General features: G+C 53.0%; 14 protein-coding genes. 3 read left to right on the plus strand and 11 right to left on the minus strand.

Annotation, left to right across the window (positions count from 1 at the left end; translation table 11 throughout):
* Nucleotides 1-144: 144 nt before the first annotated feature.
* Entirely contained in the window at nt 145-1,812 is a 1,668-nt protein-coding gene (gene glnS, locus N0B36_RS02270; protein WP_016152250.1) for a glutamine--tRNA ligase, read from the plus strand.
* 58 nt (nt 1,813-1,870) lie between these two features.
* Here glnS and N0B36_RS02275 read toward each other — a convergent pair whose 3' ends face one another.
* From N0B36_RS02275 to N0B36_RS02285, 3 genes are read right to left on the minus strand one after another with little or no spacing between them, the layout of a single operon-like run.
* On the minus strand, nt 1,871-3,154 hold the full coding sequence (locus tag N0B36_RS02275) for an ABC transporter substrate-binding protein (protein ID WP_259686025.1): 1,284 nt from the start codon (nt 3,152-3,154) through the stop codon (nt 1,871-1,873).
* A gap of 33 nt (nt 3,155-3,187) precedes the next feature.
* Complete coding sequence (locus tag N0B36_RS02280) at nt 3,188-5,296, minus strand: ADP-ribosylglycohydrolase family protein (protein ID WP_259686026.1); 2,109 nt, start codon at nt 5,294-5,296, stop codon at nt 3,188-3,190.
* A gap of 34 nt (nt 5,297-5,330) precedes the next feature.
* On the minus strand, nt 5,331-6,332 hold the full coding sequence (locus tag N0B36_RS02285; RefSeq protein ID WP_153690614.1) for a LacI family DNA-binding transcriptional regulator: 1,002 nt from the start codon (nt 6,330-6,332) through the stop codon (nt 5,331-5,333).
* A gap of 636 nt (nt 6,333-6,968) precedes the next feature.
* On the opposite strand from N0B36_RS02285, the gene chiP reads away from it, so the two are divergent.
* The gene (chiP, locus tag N0B36_RS02290) at nt 6,969-8,375 is read left to right on the plus strand and encodes a chitoporin ChiP (RefSeq protein ID WP_016152254.1); all 1,407 of its coding nucleotides are present in this window, start codon (nt 6,969-6,971) and stop codon (nt 8,373-8,375) included.
* Nucleotides 8,376-8,424: 49 nt separating this feature from the next.
* Complete coding sequence (chiQ, locus tag N0B36_RS02295; RefSeq protein ID WP_016155980.1) at nt 8,425-8,757, plus strand: ChiQ/YbfN family lipoprotein; 333 nt, start codon at nt 8,425-8,427, stop codon at nt 8,755-8,757.
* A 51-nt stretch (nt 8,758-8,808) separates the two neighbouring features.
* Here the strand turns inward: chiQ and N0B36_RS02300 are convergent, their stop codons facing one another.
* The 8 genes from N0B36_RS02300 to ybfE form a co-directional block, all read right to left on the minus strand.
* Nucleotides 8,809-10,104 (minus strand): MFS transporter, encoded by a 1,296-nt coding sequence (locus tag N0B36_RS02300; protein ID WP_016152256.1) that lies wholly within the window; start codon nt 10,102-10,104, stop codon nt 8,809-8,811.
* A 53-nt stretch (nt 10,105-10,157) separates the two neighbouring features.
* The gene (gene tcuB / locus N0B36_RS02305; protein WP_016155982.1) at nt 10,158-11,297 is read right to left on the minus strand and encodes a tricarballylate utilization 4Fe-4S protein TcuB; all 1,140 of its coding nucleotides are present in this window, start codon (nt 11,295-11,297) and stop codon (nt 10,158-10,160) included.
* Nucleotides 11,284-12,687, minus strand: a complete 1,404-nt coding sequence (gene tcuA / locus N0B36_RS02310; RefSeq protein ID WP_047415161.1) for an FAD-dependent tricarballylate dehydrogenase TcuA — start codon at nt 12,685-12,687, stop codon at nt 11,284-11,286. Before tcuA ends, tcuB begins: the two co-directional genes overlap by 14 nt.
* Nucleotides 12,688-12,784: 97 nt before the next feature.
* The gene (gene tcuR, locus N0B36_RS02315) at nt 12,785-13,711 is read right to left on the minus strand and encodes a tricarballylate utilization LysR family transcriptional regulator TcuR (RefSeq protein ID WP_016155984.1); all 927 of its coding nucleotides are present in this window, start codon (nt 13,709-13,711) and stop codon (nt 12,785-12,787) included.
* 127 nt (nt 13,712-13,838) lie between these two features.
* Complete coding sequence (gene fur, locus N0B36_RS02320) at nt 13,839-14,285, minus strand: ferric iron uptake transcriptional regulator (RefSeq protein WP_003022836.1); 447 nt, start codon at nt 14,283-14,285, stop codon at nt 13,839-13,841.
* Complete coding sequence (locus N0B36_RS02325; RefSeq protein ID WP_049259739.1) at nt 14,278-14,364, minus strand: ryhB-regulated fur leader peptide; 87 nt, start codon at nt 14,362-14,364, stop codon at nt 14,278-14,280. The genes fur and N0B36_RS02325 overlap by 8 nt, the downstream gene beginning before the upstream one ends.
* Nucleotides 14,365-14,574: 210 nt before the next feature.
* Complete coding sequence (fldA, locus tag N0B36_RS02330) at nt 14,575-15,105, minus strand: flavodoxin FldA (RefSeq protein ID WP_003022839.1); 531 nt, start codon at nt 15,103-15,105, stop codon at nt 14,575-14,577.
* A gap of 155 nt (nt 15,106-15,260) precedes the next feature.
* Nucleotides 15,261-15,548 carry a LexA regulated protein gene (gene ybfE / locus N0B36_RS02335; RefSeq protein ID WP_003022842.1) on the minus strand — a complete coding sequence of 96 codons (288 nt, stop codon included), beginning with the start codon at nt 15,546-15,548 and terminating at the stop codon, nt 15,261-15,263.
* Between the last annotated feature and the right edge of the window lie 99 nt (nt 15,549-15,647).

Here is a 15,647-nt window from a genome sequence, read left to right on the forward strand (position 1 = left end):
ATATTCCTCCGCCGCTTTTTTTTGCAGCAAATATCCACATATATCCTGTTGAAACACCTTTTTTGTGCAACAAATAGTTGTCTCCTGACGTCGCTTATAAGATCATGTTCCGTTATACGTTGTTTACGCTTTGAGGAATCCACGATGAGTGAGGCTGAAGCCCGCCCGAGTAACTTTATTCGTCAGATCATCGATGAAGATCTGGCCAGTGGTAAGCACACCACTATCCATACACGTTTTCCGCCGGAGCCAAATGGCTATCTGCACATTGGCCACGCGAAATCCATTTGTCTGAACTTTGGCATTGCGCAAGATTACCAGGGCCAGTGCAACCTGCGTTTTGATGATACGAACCCGGTTAAAGAAGATATCGAGTACGTTGAGTCGATTAAAAACGACGTTGAATGGTTAGGTTTCCACTGGACTGGCGATATTCGCTACTCTTCGGATTACTTCGATCAGCTTCACGCCTATGCGGTAGAGCTTATTAATAAAGGCCTGGCGTACGTTGATGAACTGTCAGCGGAGGAGATCCGCGAATACCGCGGCACTCTGACGCAGCCGGGTAAAAACAGCCCGTTCCGCGATCGTAGCGTCGAAGAGAACCTGGCGCTGTTCGAAAAAATGCGTACCGGTGGTTTTGAAGAAGGTAAAGCCTGCCTGCGCGCGAAAATCGATATGGCTTCGCCGTTTATCGTGATGCGCGATCCGGTGCTGTACCGTATTAAGTTCGCCGAACACCACCAGACCGGCAACAAGTGGTGCATCTACCCGATGTACGATTTTACCCACTGCATCAGCGATGCGCTGGAAGGCATTACGCATTCACTGTGTACGCTGGAGTTCCAGGATAACCGTCGTTTGTACGACTGGGTGCTGGACAACATCACCATTCCGGTTCACCCGCGCCAGTACGAATTCTCGCGCCTGAATCTGGAATACACCGTGATGTCCAAACGCAAGCTGAACCTGCTGGTGACCGACAAGCACGTTGAAGGCTGGGACGATCCGCGTATGCCGACGATTTCTGGCCTGCGTCGTCGTGGTTATACTGCTGCCGCTATTCGTGAGTTCTGCAAACGCATTGGCGTGACCAAGCAGGATAACACCATTGAGATCGCTTCTCTGGAGTCCTGCATTCGCGAAGATCTGAACGAAAACGCCCCGCGCGCGATGGCAGTTATCGATCCGGTGAAACTGGTTATCGAAAACTACCCGCAGGGCGAAAGCGAGCTGGTTACCATGCCTAACCATCCGAACAAACCGGAAATGGGCAGCCGTGAAGTGCCGTTTAGCGGTGAAATTTGGATCGATCGCGCAGACTTCCGCGAAGAAGCGAACAAGCAGTACAAGCGTCTGGTGATGGGCAAAGAAGTACGTCTGCGTAATGCTTACGTGATCAAGGCTGAACGTGTAGAGAAAGATGCAGAAGGGAATATCACCACCATTTTCTGCACCTACGATGCCGACACCCTGAGCAAAGATCCGGCTGATGGCCGTAAAGTAAAAGGTGTTATTCACTGGGTGAGCGCGTCCCATGCGCTGCCGATTGAAATCCGTTTGTACGATCGTCTGTTTAGCGTGCCAAACCCAGGTGCGGCGGAAGACTTCCTGTCCGTTATCAACCCGGAATCGCTGGTCATTAAGCAGGGCTACGGTGAGCCGTCACTGCAGGCTGCGATTGCAGGTAAAGCGTTCCAGTTTGAGCGTGAAGGCTATTTCTGCCTGGACAGCCGCTATGCAACGGCTGACAAGCTGGTATTTAACCGCACTGTAGGTCTGCGCGATACGTGGGCTAAAGTCGGCGAGTAATTGCTGTCACACTGCCTCAAACGCCGCCAACGCGACGTTTGAGGCGGATTTTTCTGTTTTACTTATGCTGCATTAACGCCTGAACCCGCTGCTGGCTGCGTTCCAGCACCACCGATGTCTCCTGCTTACCCACCGTCGCCTGATTGACCATTTCACTGAGGATCATGGAGCCGGTAATATCCCCCATCCGCGTAAAGTTCTTCTCGCCGACCGATCCAAAGACCTGCATATTCGGGTACTGGGCAATCAGCTGTTCAGGGAGAGTTCCAAAGACTTTGACGGCAGGGTTGTCCTTCCAGCTGACGTTTTGCGCGGCGGCCTTCGTCACCGGCAGCATCGCCCCCGGCGACATCAATACCCAGTCAGCCGCGTTCTGCGCCTGTCCCATAAAGCTGACAAATTTTTCGGCGGCTTTCGTTTCTGCCTCAGTCTGACCGGCCGTGAGCGTTAATGATGTGATAACGCCAAATACGGCAGGTGATTTTTCGCTCGGCACGACAAAGCCTAAATCCGCCAGTGAACCATCCTGATAAATCGCTGGCAGGATGTAGGTCGAATAGACCGCCATCGGCGCGGTGCCGTTCATAAAGGCGTCTTTGATCTCTGTTACGTTGTTCGAGCCAGGCATGGTATAGCGGGCCAGTTCGCGATAATAGTTCAGCGAGGCCTGCATTTCCGCTGAGTTAACCGTGATGTCGCCGTTTGCGTTGAACACATTGGCACCGTTTGAAAGTGCGAACTGAGAGAAGGTTTGTTCGCTCATGACGCTTTCAGCCGTCGGCAGCGCGATGCCATATTTTTTACTGGCGCTGTCGGTCAGCCTGCGTGCCGCTTCCAGCAGCTGCGTCCAGTTTTTGGGTTCGTCGATTCCCGCTTTAGCCAGTACCGATTTACGATACCAGACTCCCTGCAGCCAGGCGCTGATCGGCACGCCGGTATAGGCCGTTCCGTCTTCGGTGCGAACAATGCGCAGCACGCCGTCGTAGAAGGCGCTTTCACCTTGCCTGTCGATCAGCGTTTTCACCGCTTTGTGGTCGATAAGCTGCTCTTTATCCATGACTTTGGCATAGTCATGGCTGACCTCGACGACCTCCGGCAGTGATCCTGAGCGGGCAAGGGTAATGATTTTGGTATTATAGGCATCCTCTTCGACGGGAACCTGCTTCACAATAATATCCGGATTCTCTTGCTGAAAGCGGTTGATGATCCCGGCAATGACGGTCTGGCGCTCCTGCTCAACGGCGGAGTGCATAAATTCGATGGTCACCTGCTGCGGTTTATCCTCACAGCCTGAAAGCAAAACAGCTGTTACAAGCGCCAGCATTGTTTTTGATATGTTCATTTTTAATCCTTTGTTGTCGTCCATTTCCGTTAATTAACAACTGGCGCTGATATGGATAGCGTCCGTCGACAGCGCACCTGCACAAATCAGTAAACCGATCCCGCCATCCATCAAGGCTTCGCATTCAGCGTCCTCCACGCGCAGCGTTTTACCGTCAACGGTCGCGGAAATAATCTGCCCGTTGACGCTGATATCGAACGACACAGGGCGCTCGTACACGTCGGACAACGCCGCTTCTGCCAGGACTTTGGTACTGGTGTCGCGCACGCGGACGATCTGTAATTTCCCGTCGCGCAGGATGCGCGCGGCGTAATAGCGCCTCATCCCCTGCACCCGAAAAGCCAGACCGCCGTACTCCCCTGAATGCAGCGTAATGTCACTCTGAACGCGGTAGTTATCCCACTGCCGCGTTCCGTGAATAATCAATCCCTCGTCGTACTCTTTGGAGATGCGAAAGCTGGTGGGATAGTGGCGTGAAAAGAGATCCACGCCGTTTACCCAGGCTCGCCACCAAAAATTAGTTTCCCCTGTGGGTTTACGCAGGGTCAGCTCAGGTGCGCCGTCCCAGCGCATACTGTCGATGAGCAGGCGACCGCGGGCAACGCGGGCATCGGTGCTGATTGTTACGCCAATCTCGCCGATCGGTTGGCCCTGGCAGTCCGGGAGATCCAACGCCAGCGTTAGCGATTCACCCGGGGCTATACTCTGCGCGTCGCCGTACTGGGGCGTCAGCTGATTGTTGTCATCATAAACCCGGTAGCAGAGCCGCACGTTTAACGCGGCGGTGTTATCCGGCGGGGCTATCAGTGTGGCCTGAAGACGCTGGCCTGGGTAGATAAGTGGGGTAGCCATTAAATCGTAGCTGCGCATTTCCACGATTTCAGGCGGGGTAAAGGTTTGCGTGGTCACGCTGGCGTGAAGTCCGGGCGCAAGATGGCGATAGTGCAGACTCAACATTTGCCGCCCCAGGTGCGCCTCATTCTTAACATCAACCGCGGCCGCATTTTCTTCATTAAGCCAGCGGAAACCCTGCACGCTGCCCGGTAGTGAGAAATGGTACTGCGCGCCGGATTTTTTGGCTTCAGGGCGCGGCAGACTGGCAATCTGGTGTCCCAGCCCGACCAGGTAATCGGTGATCCGCACGGCGTTGTTTATGGAGAACCCCCCGTCGGCTGAGGAGATCAGCATTCTGTCCGCCAGCGGCCCGCGCCAGTCCGGGCCTGCGTCAATACCCTGGAGTCCCAGTATAATGCCGGACAGACAGCCGACATTCCCCGCATTGCAGTCGGTGTCCCATCCTGACGTATTGACGATGCACTGGGCCTGCTGGAAGTCGTCCGGCGCGTAAAGGATCGCCATAATCATCAGCGCATGATTAGGGATGATGTGACAATTGCTGGGATATTTGTGATAGCCATAGTTGTCGTCGATTCGCTGGCGGGTCGTCTGCCAGTCGTTATCTTCCCGTCGCCAGCGACGGATATCGCCAACCAACTGGGCTATTTGCGACTCTGCCGGGATCACGGATAGTCCAACGTCAATAAGCTGTTCGATCTCCTGGCAAATAAAGGCCTGTGATTCCATCGCCGCCCAGAGCATAGCGGCATACACCGCTTCACCGTCATGGCTCACGCTGGCGGCATTTTTGGCAAGTTCTGCCGCCAGACGGGGTTGTCCCGGTGCGACAAGCGCCCAGCTATCAATAAAGATTTGTGCGCCAATCTGTTCGGCAATCGTTTTCCCGTTGGTCGCAATGGCTCCGCTTAGCGGAGCCGGAATGCCTTTTTTGAGATTCAGCCAGGCGGTGTGTTCCGTCGAATTACCGTTGCCGCCCCACCAGAGGATGGTGCGTTTATCAATGATGTAATTAAGCCAGCAGTGACCCATCTGTTCTGCGCTCAGATCCGGCGGCAGGGCATAATCTTCCAGTGCGCGGATAAAGGTAAAGGTTCCGGCGACATCATCGTCGGTGACAACCAGCGGACGGTTAAATTTTTCGTGGACGTAATACTGGATCGGCCCCAGCTCCTGCATAATTTTTTCGTAGGTCCATCCTTCGAAAGGGCGGCCAAGGTAGACGCCGATTAATTTCCCTAACACCCCTGCATAAACGCGCGACTCATAATCTGAAGGCAATTCCATCTGTTTGATCCTTGTGTGGTGTTTTATCAGCCGTTCAGGCGGATTCTCTTTTAACCAGGCCCCAGGGCATTTCTGTGGTGCTGCCCTGGAGCGGTGCGGTGATATCAGTTTGCGCCAGGAGGAGGGCGGCCGCTTTTTGCCCAAGCTGCTCCGGGTACTGGGCGATAGTGGTCAGGGAAGGGGTCACCAGCCCGGCGGCGGGAATATCATCGAAACCCATCACCGCAAGCTGCTCCGGGATCGTGATGCCTTTCTCCCTTGCGGCACGCATCACGCCGATAGCCATTAAATCGTTGGCGGCGAAAATCGCATCCGGGAGCGTGCCGTCATTAATCAGCTGCATCGCGATCTGATAGCCGCTCTGTTCGTTAAAACCTGGCAGAATTTTGATGCGCGGAAGGCGGCCAGCCTGCGTCATCGCCTGGCGATATCCTTCCACTCTGGCAGGCTCAGGACCGCCAGCGCTGGCGATCATCGTGATATTTCGGTGTCCCTGTGCCAGCAGATATTCGACGGCACTGCGCGCGGCAGCGGCGTTGTCGATATAAACATTATGCAGCGGTAGCGGGCCGTTTTTTTTCATTCTGGCTTCAATACGTGCAATCGGGATCCCTGCCTGAAGATACGGGGCAAAATCTTTCATCCCGACGTTAAAAAATGTCCCCACCACGGCGTCGACCCGCCCCTGCGCTGACCAGCGCAAAAAATGCAGCTCTCTTTCCCGTAATCCATCGGTGCTGGCCACGATCGCATCGTAGTGATACCTATCCGTCACCGACTGAACGCCACGGACGAGCGAGGCATAAAAAGGGTTGGCGATATCCGGCACGATGCAGGCGATCGACATGGTTTTATTGGTTTTCAGCGCTTGTGCAAAACGGTTCGGTATATATCCCAGCTGATTAGCCGCTTGCTCAACCCGGCTCACTGTCTCCTGTGGGTAGGTGTGATTTCCTTTGGTGAGTACCACGGATACCACCGCCTGTGAAACGCCAGCCAGGGCCGCAACGTCTTTCTGCGTGATGCGTTTTGTCATTTATTTATCAACTTATACGTATAACCTGCATCTTTGAATAATGGGACACCCGGTACCTGTCAATAAAAACCTTATAAAGTGAGTGTATTTGTGTGGAAAATCCGAGGACGATCACATCAACGACGGAGAGTGAATTCAGGAGTTCAAACGTTCTGTTTGCAGAGCGAATTAATGACGCTCGAGAATTAATTTGTTTTGCGAATGCAAAGATAATTATTAGGGGTGGAATTATATATATAATAATAAAATTGAAGATATCTATATGTATATAAAGTGTTTTTTCTTGTTTTTGTGACTTTTTTTACTCCCAAAGCAAAATGTAACAGAAAACAAGAAAATATGTGCGGTTGCTCATACTATTACATACTCGTTACAGAAAGAGATTGATAATTCGCGTCGCGAAAAATAGTCTATTCATTGTAGTCACTGAGGTTTTCTCAGCGCTACTTTTTTAATTTTTGTTTTTTCGCTGTCCGCTTTTGTCGGCAGCATTTTATACCCAATGGATTTCGAGTTGCATCAAGGCGGAGACGCAGCGCGTGCGCTGTCCCCGATGGGGCGAGGCCAAAGGCCGAGTAAAGCCAACACCGATGCAGCTTGAAAAACGAAGGGTTATACGTCAAAGAGGATTAACATATGCGTACGTTTAGTGGCAAACGTAGTACGCTGGCGCTGGCTATCGCCGGTATCACAGCAATGTCGGGTTTCGTTGTCGCTCCCCAGGTACACGCCGAAGGATTTATTGATGACTCAACCTTAACCGGCGGCATCTATTACTGGCAGCGTGAGCGTGACCGTAAAGATGTGACCGATCACGACAAATACAAAACCAACCTTTCTCACTCCACCTGGAACGCTAACCTCGACTTCCAGTCCGGTTATGCGGCTGATATGTTTGGTATTGATATCGCAGCATTTACCGCTATTGAAATGAACGAAAGTAGCGAAAGCGGCCATCCAAACGAAATTGCATTCTCGTCAAAAAATAAAGGCTATGATGAAGATTACTCCGGCGATAAGAGCGGAATTAGCCTTTATAAAGCAGCAGCCAAATTTAAATTCGGCCCAACTTGGGCGCGCGCTGGTTACATTCAACCAACCGGACAGACTCTGTTGGCTCCGCACTGGAGCTTTATGCCAGGTACCTATCAGGGTGCTGAAGCCGGAGCCAACTTCGACTATGGTGATGCTGGTGCACTGAGCTTCTCCTATATGTGGGCCAACGAATATAAAGCACCATGGCACACTGAAGTCGATAAATTCTATCAGGCTGATAAAAAGACCAGCGTAGATTATCTGCACTCAATCGGCGCGAAATATGACTTCAAAAATAACCTGTTGCTGGAAGCCGCATTTGGTCAGTCTGAAGGCTACGTCGATCAGTACTTCGCAAAAGCCAGCTATAAATTCGATTTAGGCGGTAACCCATTTACCACCAGCTACCAGTTCTACGGCGCGCGCGACAAAGTTGACGATCGCACCGTGAACGACATTTATGACGGTACGGCCTGGCTGCAGGCGCTGACCTTTGGCTACAAAGTGGCGGAAGTGGTTGACCTGCGTCTGGAAGGGACCTGGGTTAAAGCGGACGGGCAGCAGGGGTACTTCCTGCAGCGTATGACCCCGACCTACGCCTCATCAAACGGTCGCCTGGATATCTGGTGGGATAACCGTTCCGACTTCAACGCCAACGGCGAAAAGGCTGTCTTCTTCGGCGCAATGTATGACCTGAAGAACTGGAATTTGCCGGGCTGGGCAGTGGGCGCGTCCTACGTTTACGCATGGGATGCCAAGCCATCAACCTGGCAGATCAATCCGGATGCGTACTACGACAAAAACCGGACTATCGAAGAATCTTCTTACAGCCTGGATGCGGTCTATACCCTGCAAGAGGGGCGTGCGAAGGGCACCATGTTTAAACTGCACTTCACCCAGTACGACAACCATTCAGACATTCCGAGCTGGGGCGGTGGTTACGGCAACATCTTCCAGGATGAGCGCGACGTGAAATTCATCGTTATTGCTCCGTTCACCATCTTCTAATGCCAACAGCGGCAGGCCGGGCGCCTGCCGCATCGTTGAGGAAAGTGCTATGAAAAAACTGATACTCATCGCTGTTATGGCATCTGGGCTGGTGGCTTGCGCGCAATCCCCGGCACCAAAAGAAGACAGCCGTCTGAAAGAAGCCTACAGCGCGTGCATTACTACCGCGCAAGGATCGCCGGAGAAAATCGAAGCCTGCCAAAGCGTGTTGAATGTGCTGAAGAAAGAAAAGCAGCATCAGCAGTTTGCCAATGAAGAAAGCGTACGCGTACTGGATTATCAGCAATGCATCCAGGCCACGCGCACGGGTAATGGTCAGTCCGTTAATGCTGATTGCGACAAGGTCTGGCAGGAAATTCGTAGCAAGAATACTGCGCAGTAAATCGAAAAATGAAACAGACAACGGGCGGAGAGTTTTCCGCCCGTTTGCATTTCAGGGTTTATATTCCACCGGTTGATAACTCCGACTCAGCCGGACAAACAGCATTGCCGTGGCGGCGAGCCCGCAAAGTGCCGCACACATCAGCCACCACCCCGGTGAGCTTTTATCCCCGGTTAGCTGGACCAGCGCTGTGGAGATGACTGGCGTAAGGCCGCCAAAAATCGCCGTGGCAAGACTGAATGCCAGTGAAAAGCCCACCGTACGCACATAGACAGGCATCACCTCGGTGAGTGCGGCGACCATTGCCCCGTTGTACATACCAAAAAAGAACGAGAACCAAAGCAGGACCAGCGTCATGCGCGTGAAATCTGGCGCGGCGGTGAGCCAGTGCATAACCGGCCAGGTGGTGATCAGTGCAAGGATGGTAATCCCCATCAACACCGGACGACGACCAATTCGGTCAGAAATCGCCCCGCCAATCGGCAGCCAGATAAAATTAGAAATACCGACCAGCATGGTGACGATCAGGCTGTCGCGAGCGCTCAGGTGAAGTACAGCCCTACCGTAGGTCGGTGTGTAGACGGTAATAAAGTAGAACGTCGTTGTGGTCATCGCCACCAGCAGCGTACCCGCAGCGATGAGACGCCAGTTTTTGATGATGGTAGTAAAAATTTCCCTGGTGTCGGGACGGTGCGTACGTTGTAAAAAGGCGTCTGTTTCCTGAAGCGAGCGGCGGAGCACGAAGATCAAAGGAATAATCATGCAACCAATAAAGAATGGAATACGCCAGCCCCATTCAGAAATCTCATCGTGTCCCAGGGTGGCGTTCAGGCCGTAACCAATCAGAGCTGCCACCACAATGGCGACCTGTTGACTGGCGGACTGCCAGCTGGTGTAGAAGCCTTTATTGCCAGGGGTGGCGATTTCAGAAAGATAAACCGAGACGCCGCCCAGCTCCACCCCTGCAGAAAAGCCCTGTAATAATCGGCCGAGTAATACCAGGACAGGGGCCAGCAGACCAATACTGTGATAACCAGGTACCAGGGCAATCAGCAGGGTACCGCAGCCCATAATCGCCAGCGTCACCATCAGTCCTTTACGGCGACCAATTCTGTCGATGTAAGCACCCAGCACAATTGCGCCAACAGGCCGCATTAAGAAACCTGAACCAAACACGGCGAAAGTTAACATTAGCCCGGCAAATTCACTCTCTGCAGGAAAGAAGGTCTTTGCGATATAGGTGGCGTAAAAACCGAACAGAAAAAAGTCAAACTGTTCGAGGAAATTACCGCTGGTTACCCGCAGTATTGCGCCGAAAGTTCCGGCGCGCGATGGTTGTTGTGTCATTGGGTTTGCTCCACTGTCTTATCATAATATTTATAGAGGTAAGAGTTTGCGGGTTAGTCGCCTGCGACCCCCGCCTGTTTGCCGCGCCGTTTCTCAATCGCCCACTTGAGTAAGGCTGCGCAGCGGTAAAATCCGTGGGCAAATTTTCCATAAGGAATGGTCAGAAAGAGCGCCATGACCACGCCGAGGTGAATGGCGAGCAAAATAGCCATCCAGGACGTGTCTCTTCCCGCCAGCAGCGCTAAACCGGTCAGACTGGTCAGGAGCAGCAGCAAAATAAAACCGCGATCCATCGGTTTTTGCCGTGCGTCGCCATGCAGCGGTGAGCGCTTAAAATTGAGCCATAGCAAGCCAGCCGGGCCGACAACCAGGCCAATGCCGCCCAACGTGCCCAGCATTACCGGAACGCTGAAGAACGGATAGGGCGCTTCTATACCTGCAAAGTAGTGATAGCCCGTTGCCACCACGGTGGCGGCAAAGCAGAGCATAAAACCGTAGAAGGTGAAGTGATGGAAACGGCGGCGCATCAGGGTGAAGGCATCATCTGCTTCGTTACAACCTTTGCCATGCCCACCATCGAGATACTTCAGCGTCAGCGCATTGTGCGAGGCTTCAGCAATTTCAGCGGAACGCGGTACACCCGGAGAGATTTCGCGCCAGAAGCGCAGAACGCCCGCCATCAGCAGACCTATCGCCAGAATAAATACCGAACCAAACATCCATGCGAGCAGGTTATGCGGGAAAATCTGATAAAAATCCCCGGCCAGCGGAGGATGGAATAACGAGCCCTTTAAACTCATGGCGAGGAGTAAAAACAGGATCAGACCGAAAACCAGTGCCAGCGTCACGGTGATGCCTGCGCGACGATAAAGCGCGCCAAAGGCGGCGGGTTGCGCGTAGTGCTGATAGGTTTCGAGCCGCACTTCCGCCATCGCCTTCGGTACGTTGATGGCAAATTCATGAGGTGGGGCATACTGACACGCGTGCAGGCAGGCGCCGCAGTTATGGCACAAGTTAGCCAGATAATTGATATCCGCTTTACCGAATTCCAGGCGCTGAGTCATTGCCGGGAACACGGCGCAAAAACCTTCACAATAGCGGCAGGCGTTACAGACCTGCATCACACGTTCAACTTCTGCTTCCGGCTCGGTGATAATTTGTGCTTCGATGATCAGTTTCTCAAGCTGCTTCATGACGTGCCTCCTTACGTGCTGCCAGCGCGGCTTCTTTTCCGGCAATGCGGCCAAAGGTTGTCCCGATCGACATGCCCACGCCAGCGGTGTAACCCTTGCCCAACACGTTGCCCGCCATCATCTCTCCGGCGACGAACAGGTTGCGGCTTGGCTGCCCGGCAAAGTGTACGGCAGCGCGTTCGTTCACTTTTAACCCAAGATAGGTGAAGGTGATTCCTGGCCGCAGGGCATAGCCGTAGTAAGGTGGCTGGTCCAGCGGTCGCGCCCAGTGTGTTTTCGCGGGGGTTAACTTCTTCGTCGCGCAGTTGTCCAGGATGGTATGGTCGAACTGACCTGGCTGGCAGGCGTTGTTGTACGCCGTCACGGTGTGGGTAAAGCGTTCGGTATCCAGCCCCAACTGATGCGCCAACTCCGCCAGCGTATTCGCCTGTGCGCCGGGGAATACCGGTGGCATAAAGTGGCCGATGGCTTTACTGTCGATAATGGAATAGCCAATCTGCCCTGGCTGTTGGGCGACCAGGCGTCCCCAGATGGCGTAGCGTTTGGGCCAGAAATCTTCGCCTTCATCATAAAAACGTTCTGCGTCACGGTTGACTACTATGCCGAGTGAAACGCAGTCCACGCGGGTGCAAATCCCGCCGTCATATAATGGCGCTCTGGCATCAATGGCTACGCAGTGTGACTGGGAGGGTTCGCCGATGATGTCCGCCCCGGCATCCATCATAAATTTAAGCAGTACGCCCTGATTAAAGCGCGTGCCGCGAATCAGGAAGTTATCCGCAGGCCACTCGCCGCGGGCGTTCTCTCCCCAGGCTTCGCGCAGCCATTCGCGGTTTGACTCAAATCCGCCAGCGGCAAGCACGCAGGACTTAGCGGTTATGCGCTCTTCGCCTGCCAGCGCTGCCACAAACTCACCATTATGCAGTTCAAGCGCCTGCACTGGTGTGTTATAGCGGATTTGCACGCCTAACTTTTCTGCGCTGCGATAATAGGCATTCACGAGGGCTTTCCCGCCCCCCATAAAAAAGGCGTTGGTTCGCGCTACGTGTAAAGCACCGGAGAGAGGAGGTTGAAAATTAACGCCGTGTTGTCGCATCCAGTCGCGGCATTGTGAAGAGGTGCGGATCACCAGACGCGCCAGGGCTTCGTTAGTATTTCCCTCGGTGACGCGCCGCAGATCCTGCCAGAACTCCTCTTCAGGATAGCTTTCCACCAGCACATCCTGCGGCGCGTCATGCATACAGCGCAGATTACGCGTGTGTTGAGAATTTCCCCCGCGCCATTCCCGTGGAGCCGCTTCGAGCAGGAGTACCGAAGCTCCTTGCTCCCGGGCGGTTAGGGCAGCACATAACGCGGCATTGCCACCGCCAATCACCAGAACATCAACCATCGTATACTCCATTACCATTTAACTAATTGTTAAATTTGTAATTGAAATGTATACGCACAGCTTGTGCGGGCGCTATGACGAAGTGCTAAAGAGGGCTTTAGTTATTGTAAAGGATGGCGCCTGGCCAGCTTCCTGCTTCCACCAGTTGATGCATCACTTTCGTTAGCACCACGCGGGCGGCGAGGCCCGCGGGGGTGAGCTCATCATCAGAAAGGCTGACCAGAAAGTTGGGGCGACTCAGTATTGGATTATGGACGCCGATCACTCTTAGCGTCTCTTTATCGAGATGGGAAATCGCCGCGCCGGGCTGGAGAGTAGCGCCGATTCCACTGCGAACGGCGCGCATTAGCAGCGCCAGACCATCAATTTCTGTGGCGATCTCAATGCGCAGTGCGTGTTCCTGACAAATTGCTTCCAGCCTGCCGCGCAGACCGTGGCCTGGGCTGGGCATTATCAATGGGATACTTGCCAACTGGGCTGGCGCAATATTGTCATCGGCAATATCGGCCAGTAAGGCATGAGTCCCAATCAAAAACAGGCGCTCTTCGAGAATCGGTCTGGCGCTCCAGCGCACGATCTTTTCTTTTTGAAATACCACGGCCAGATCAATCTGGCGGGTATTAATCATCCGTTCCAGGTTGCCAGAAAGGCTTTCCACCACATGCAGGCGGACATCACTATAGCTTTCCCGCATGGCGTTAATAAAAGGCATGCCGAGAACGGAAGCGGTACTGGGGGCCATACCGACGCTGACGTGCCCGGAAAGCCGGGACTCTCGCGCGGCGAGGATTGCATCGTCTGCGTGGCGGAGCGCCAGCTGCGCCTGGGAGTAAAAAGCCAGTCCGGCGCTGGTGGGCGTCACGCCACGCGAGGTGCGCTGCAGCAGGCGAATAGCGAGTTCGTTTTCCAGGCGGGACATTTGCTGGCTGAGTGCCGAAACCCCAATATTGAGATCGAGCGCCGCGCTACCCATGCTGCCGGTTTCTACAATGCGAACAAAATAGCGTAGCTGGCGAAGTTCCATTTCGACTCTCCGGGAAGGGACTATTGATTTTACATTAAAGCAACACAGGAGTGGAGGGAAGGGGAAAAGGGGTGATAACGCCCATAAAAAAAGCCAACCGAATGGTTGGCTTTTCAGAAAGCATCACTTATTTACCGTCGTGAGCATGCTCATCTTCGCGGCAATCGCCTTCGGCGCAGTGACCGTAAAGATAGAGGCTATGGTTGGTTAAACGAATACCATGTTTAGCCGCAATCTCACGCTGGCGCGCCTCGATGGAATCATCGCTGAACTCGACCACTTTGCCGCAGTCGAGGCAGATGAGGTGATCGTGATGATGCTGTTGAGTCAGTTCGAAGACGGATTTACCACCTTCAAAATTATGGCGGGTCACGATACCGGCATCATCAAACTGGTTCAGCACGCGATACACGGTCGCCAGACCAATTTCTTCACCCATATCGATCAGACGTTTGTATAAGTCTTCCGCACTGACGTGATGGTTATCCGGTTCCTGAAGAACTTCCAGAATTTTTAAACGAGGAAGCGTTACTTTCAGGCCAGCCTTCTTTAATGCGGTATTGTTGTCAGTCATGCGGAATCTGTCCTGTAGCTAAACGATTCACTTCATTAACAGAAGTGACAGAAATTGCACTTGAGATAATGCGATTCATTATAGAACTGCCATGGCTAAATGAAAACTGCAAGTCTCTGGCATATATTGTTAATCAAAACGTGGTATCGCCGACAAACACCCTGTGCAATACCCGATTGGCATCCGGCCATTGTACAGGGTCAGACGAAAAAGTTACAAATTTGTAGCAATTATTTTGATTGGTTTTATCTATTGATGTGGCGCAGATGGAAATCTTCGCCACACAAAATCAGGCATTGATGATTTCGTCGAGGTGCAGCTCCTCAGAGATCTGCTTAACCCATTTTTCTACGCGTTCGGCGGTCAATTCAGGCTGGCGATCTTCATCAATGGCCAGACCCACAAAGTGGTCGTCGTCAGCCAGGCCTTTGGACGCTTCAAAGTGATAACCCGCCGTTGGCCAGTGACCAACGATGGTTGCGCCGCGTGGTTCGATGATGTCGCGAATTGTACCCAACGCATCGCAGAAATATTCTGCGTAATCTTCCTGGTCGCCGCAGCCGAACAATGCAACCAGCTTGCCGTTAAAATCAATGTCTTCGAGGGTAGGGAAGAAATCGTCCCAGTCACACTGCGCTTCACCGTAGTACCAGGTTGGAATGCCGAGCAGCAAAATGTCATACCCTTCGAGGTCTTCTTTGCTGCTTTTTGCAATGTCATGTACATCGGCAACGTCTTTACCAAGCTGTTTTTGAATCATTTTTGCGATGTTTTCGGTGTTACCGGTGTCGCTGCCGAAAAAGATGCCAGTGATTGCCATGAGTAAAATAACCTCTTGAAACTTATTGAAATGGTGGTGGCGCATTGCCCACGGATAAGGGCAATCATAGCAGAACAGTCAGGCATGCGGAAACAGCAAACACGCAGGACTGCACTCTGTGCTACACGATTTATGATTTAGAGCAGAAATTCAGACTAAGCCTGACCGCGCAATGCACTGAGTTGGTTCATCAGCATCTCTTCGATGAGTTCACTGCGACTCATGTTGCGCGCCTCGGCCAGCTCGTTCAGAGCGTCAACAGCATCAGCGTTCAGTTTCAGTTCGACACGCTTAAGCCCGCGAACTTTATCGCGTTTAAGCTGATTACGTTTGTTAATACGTAACTGTTCATCACGCGAGAGCGGATTAGTTTTGGGTCGTCCCGGGCGACGCTCCTGCGCGAACAGATCTAATGTCGTACGGTCCGTTTGTTCTTTGGCCATGATCTTGGTGACTTCGGGGAAACAATCAGCCAGGCGTCTGCCCGGATGGATAGCCCGCCATAATACATCAGCAGGGGAGACACGCCAACGCCCACGCGC

This window comes from Citrobacter sp. XY323, from assembly GCF_025106035.1.
GTDB lineage: Bacteria > Pseudomonadota > Gammaproteobacteria > Enterobacterales > Enterobacteriaceae > Citrobacter > Citrobacter braakii.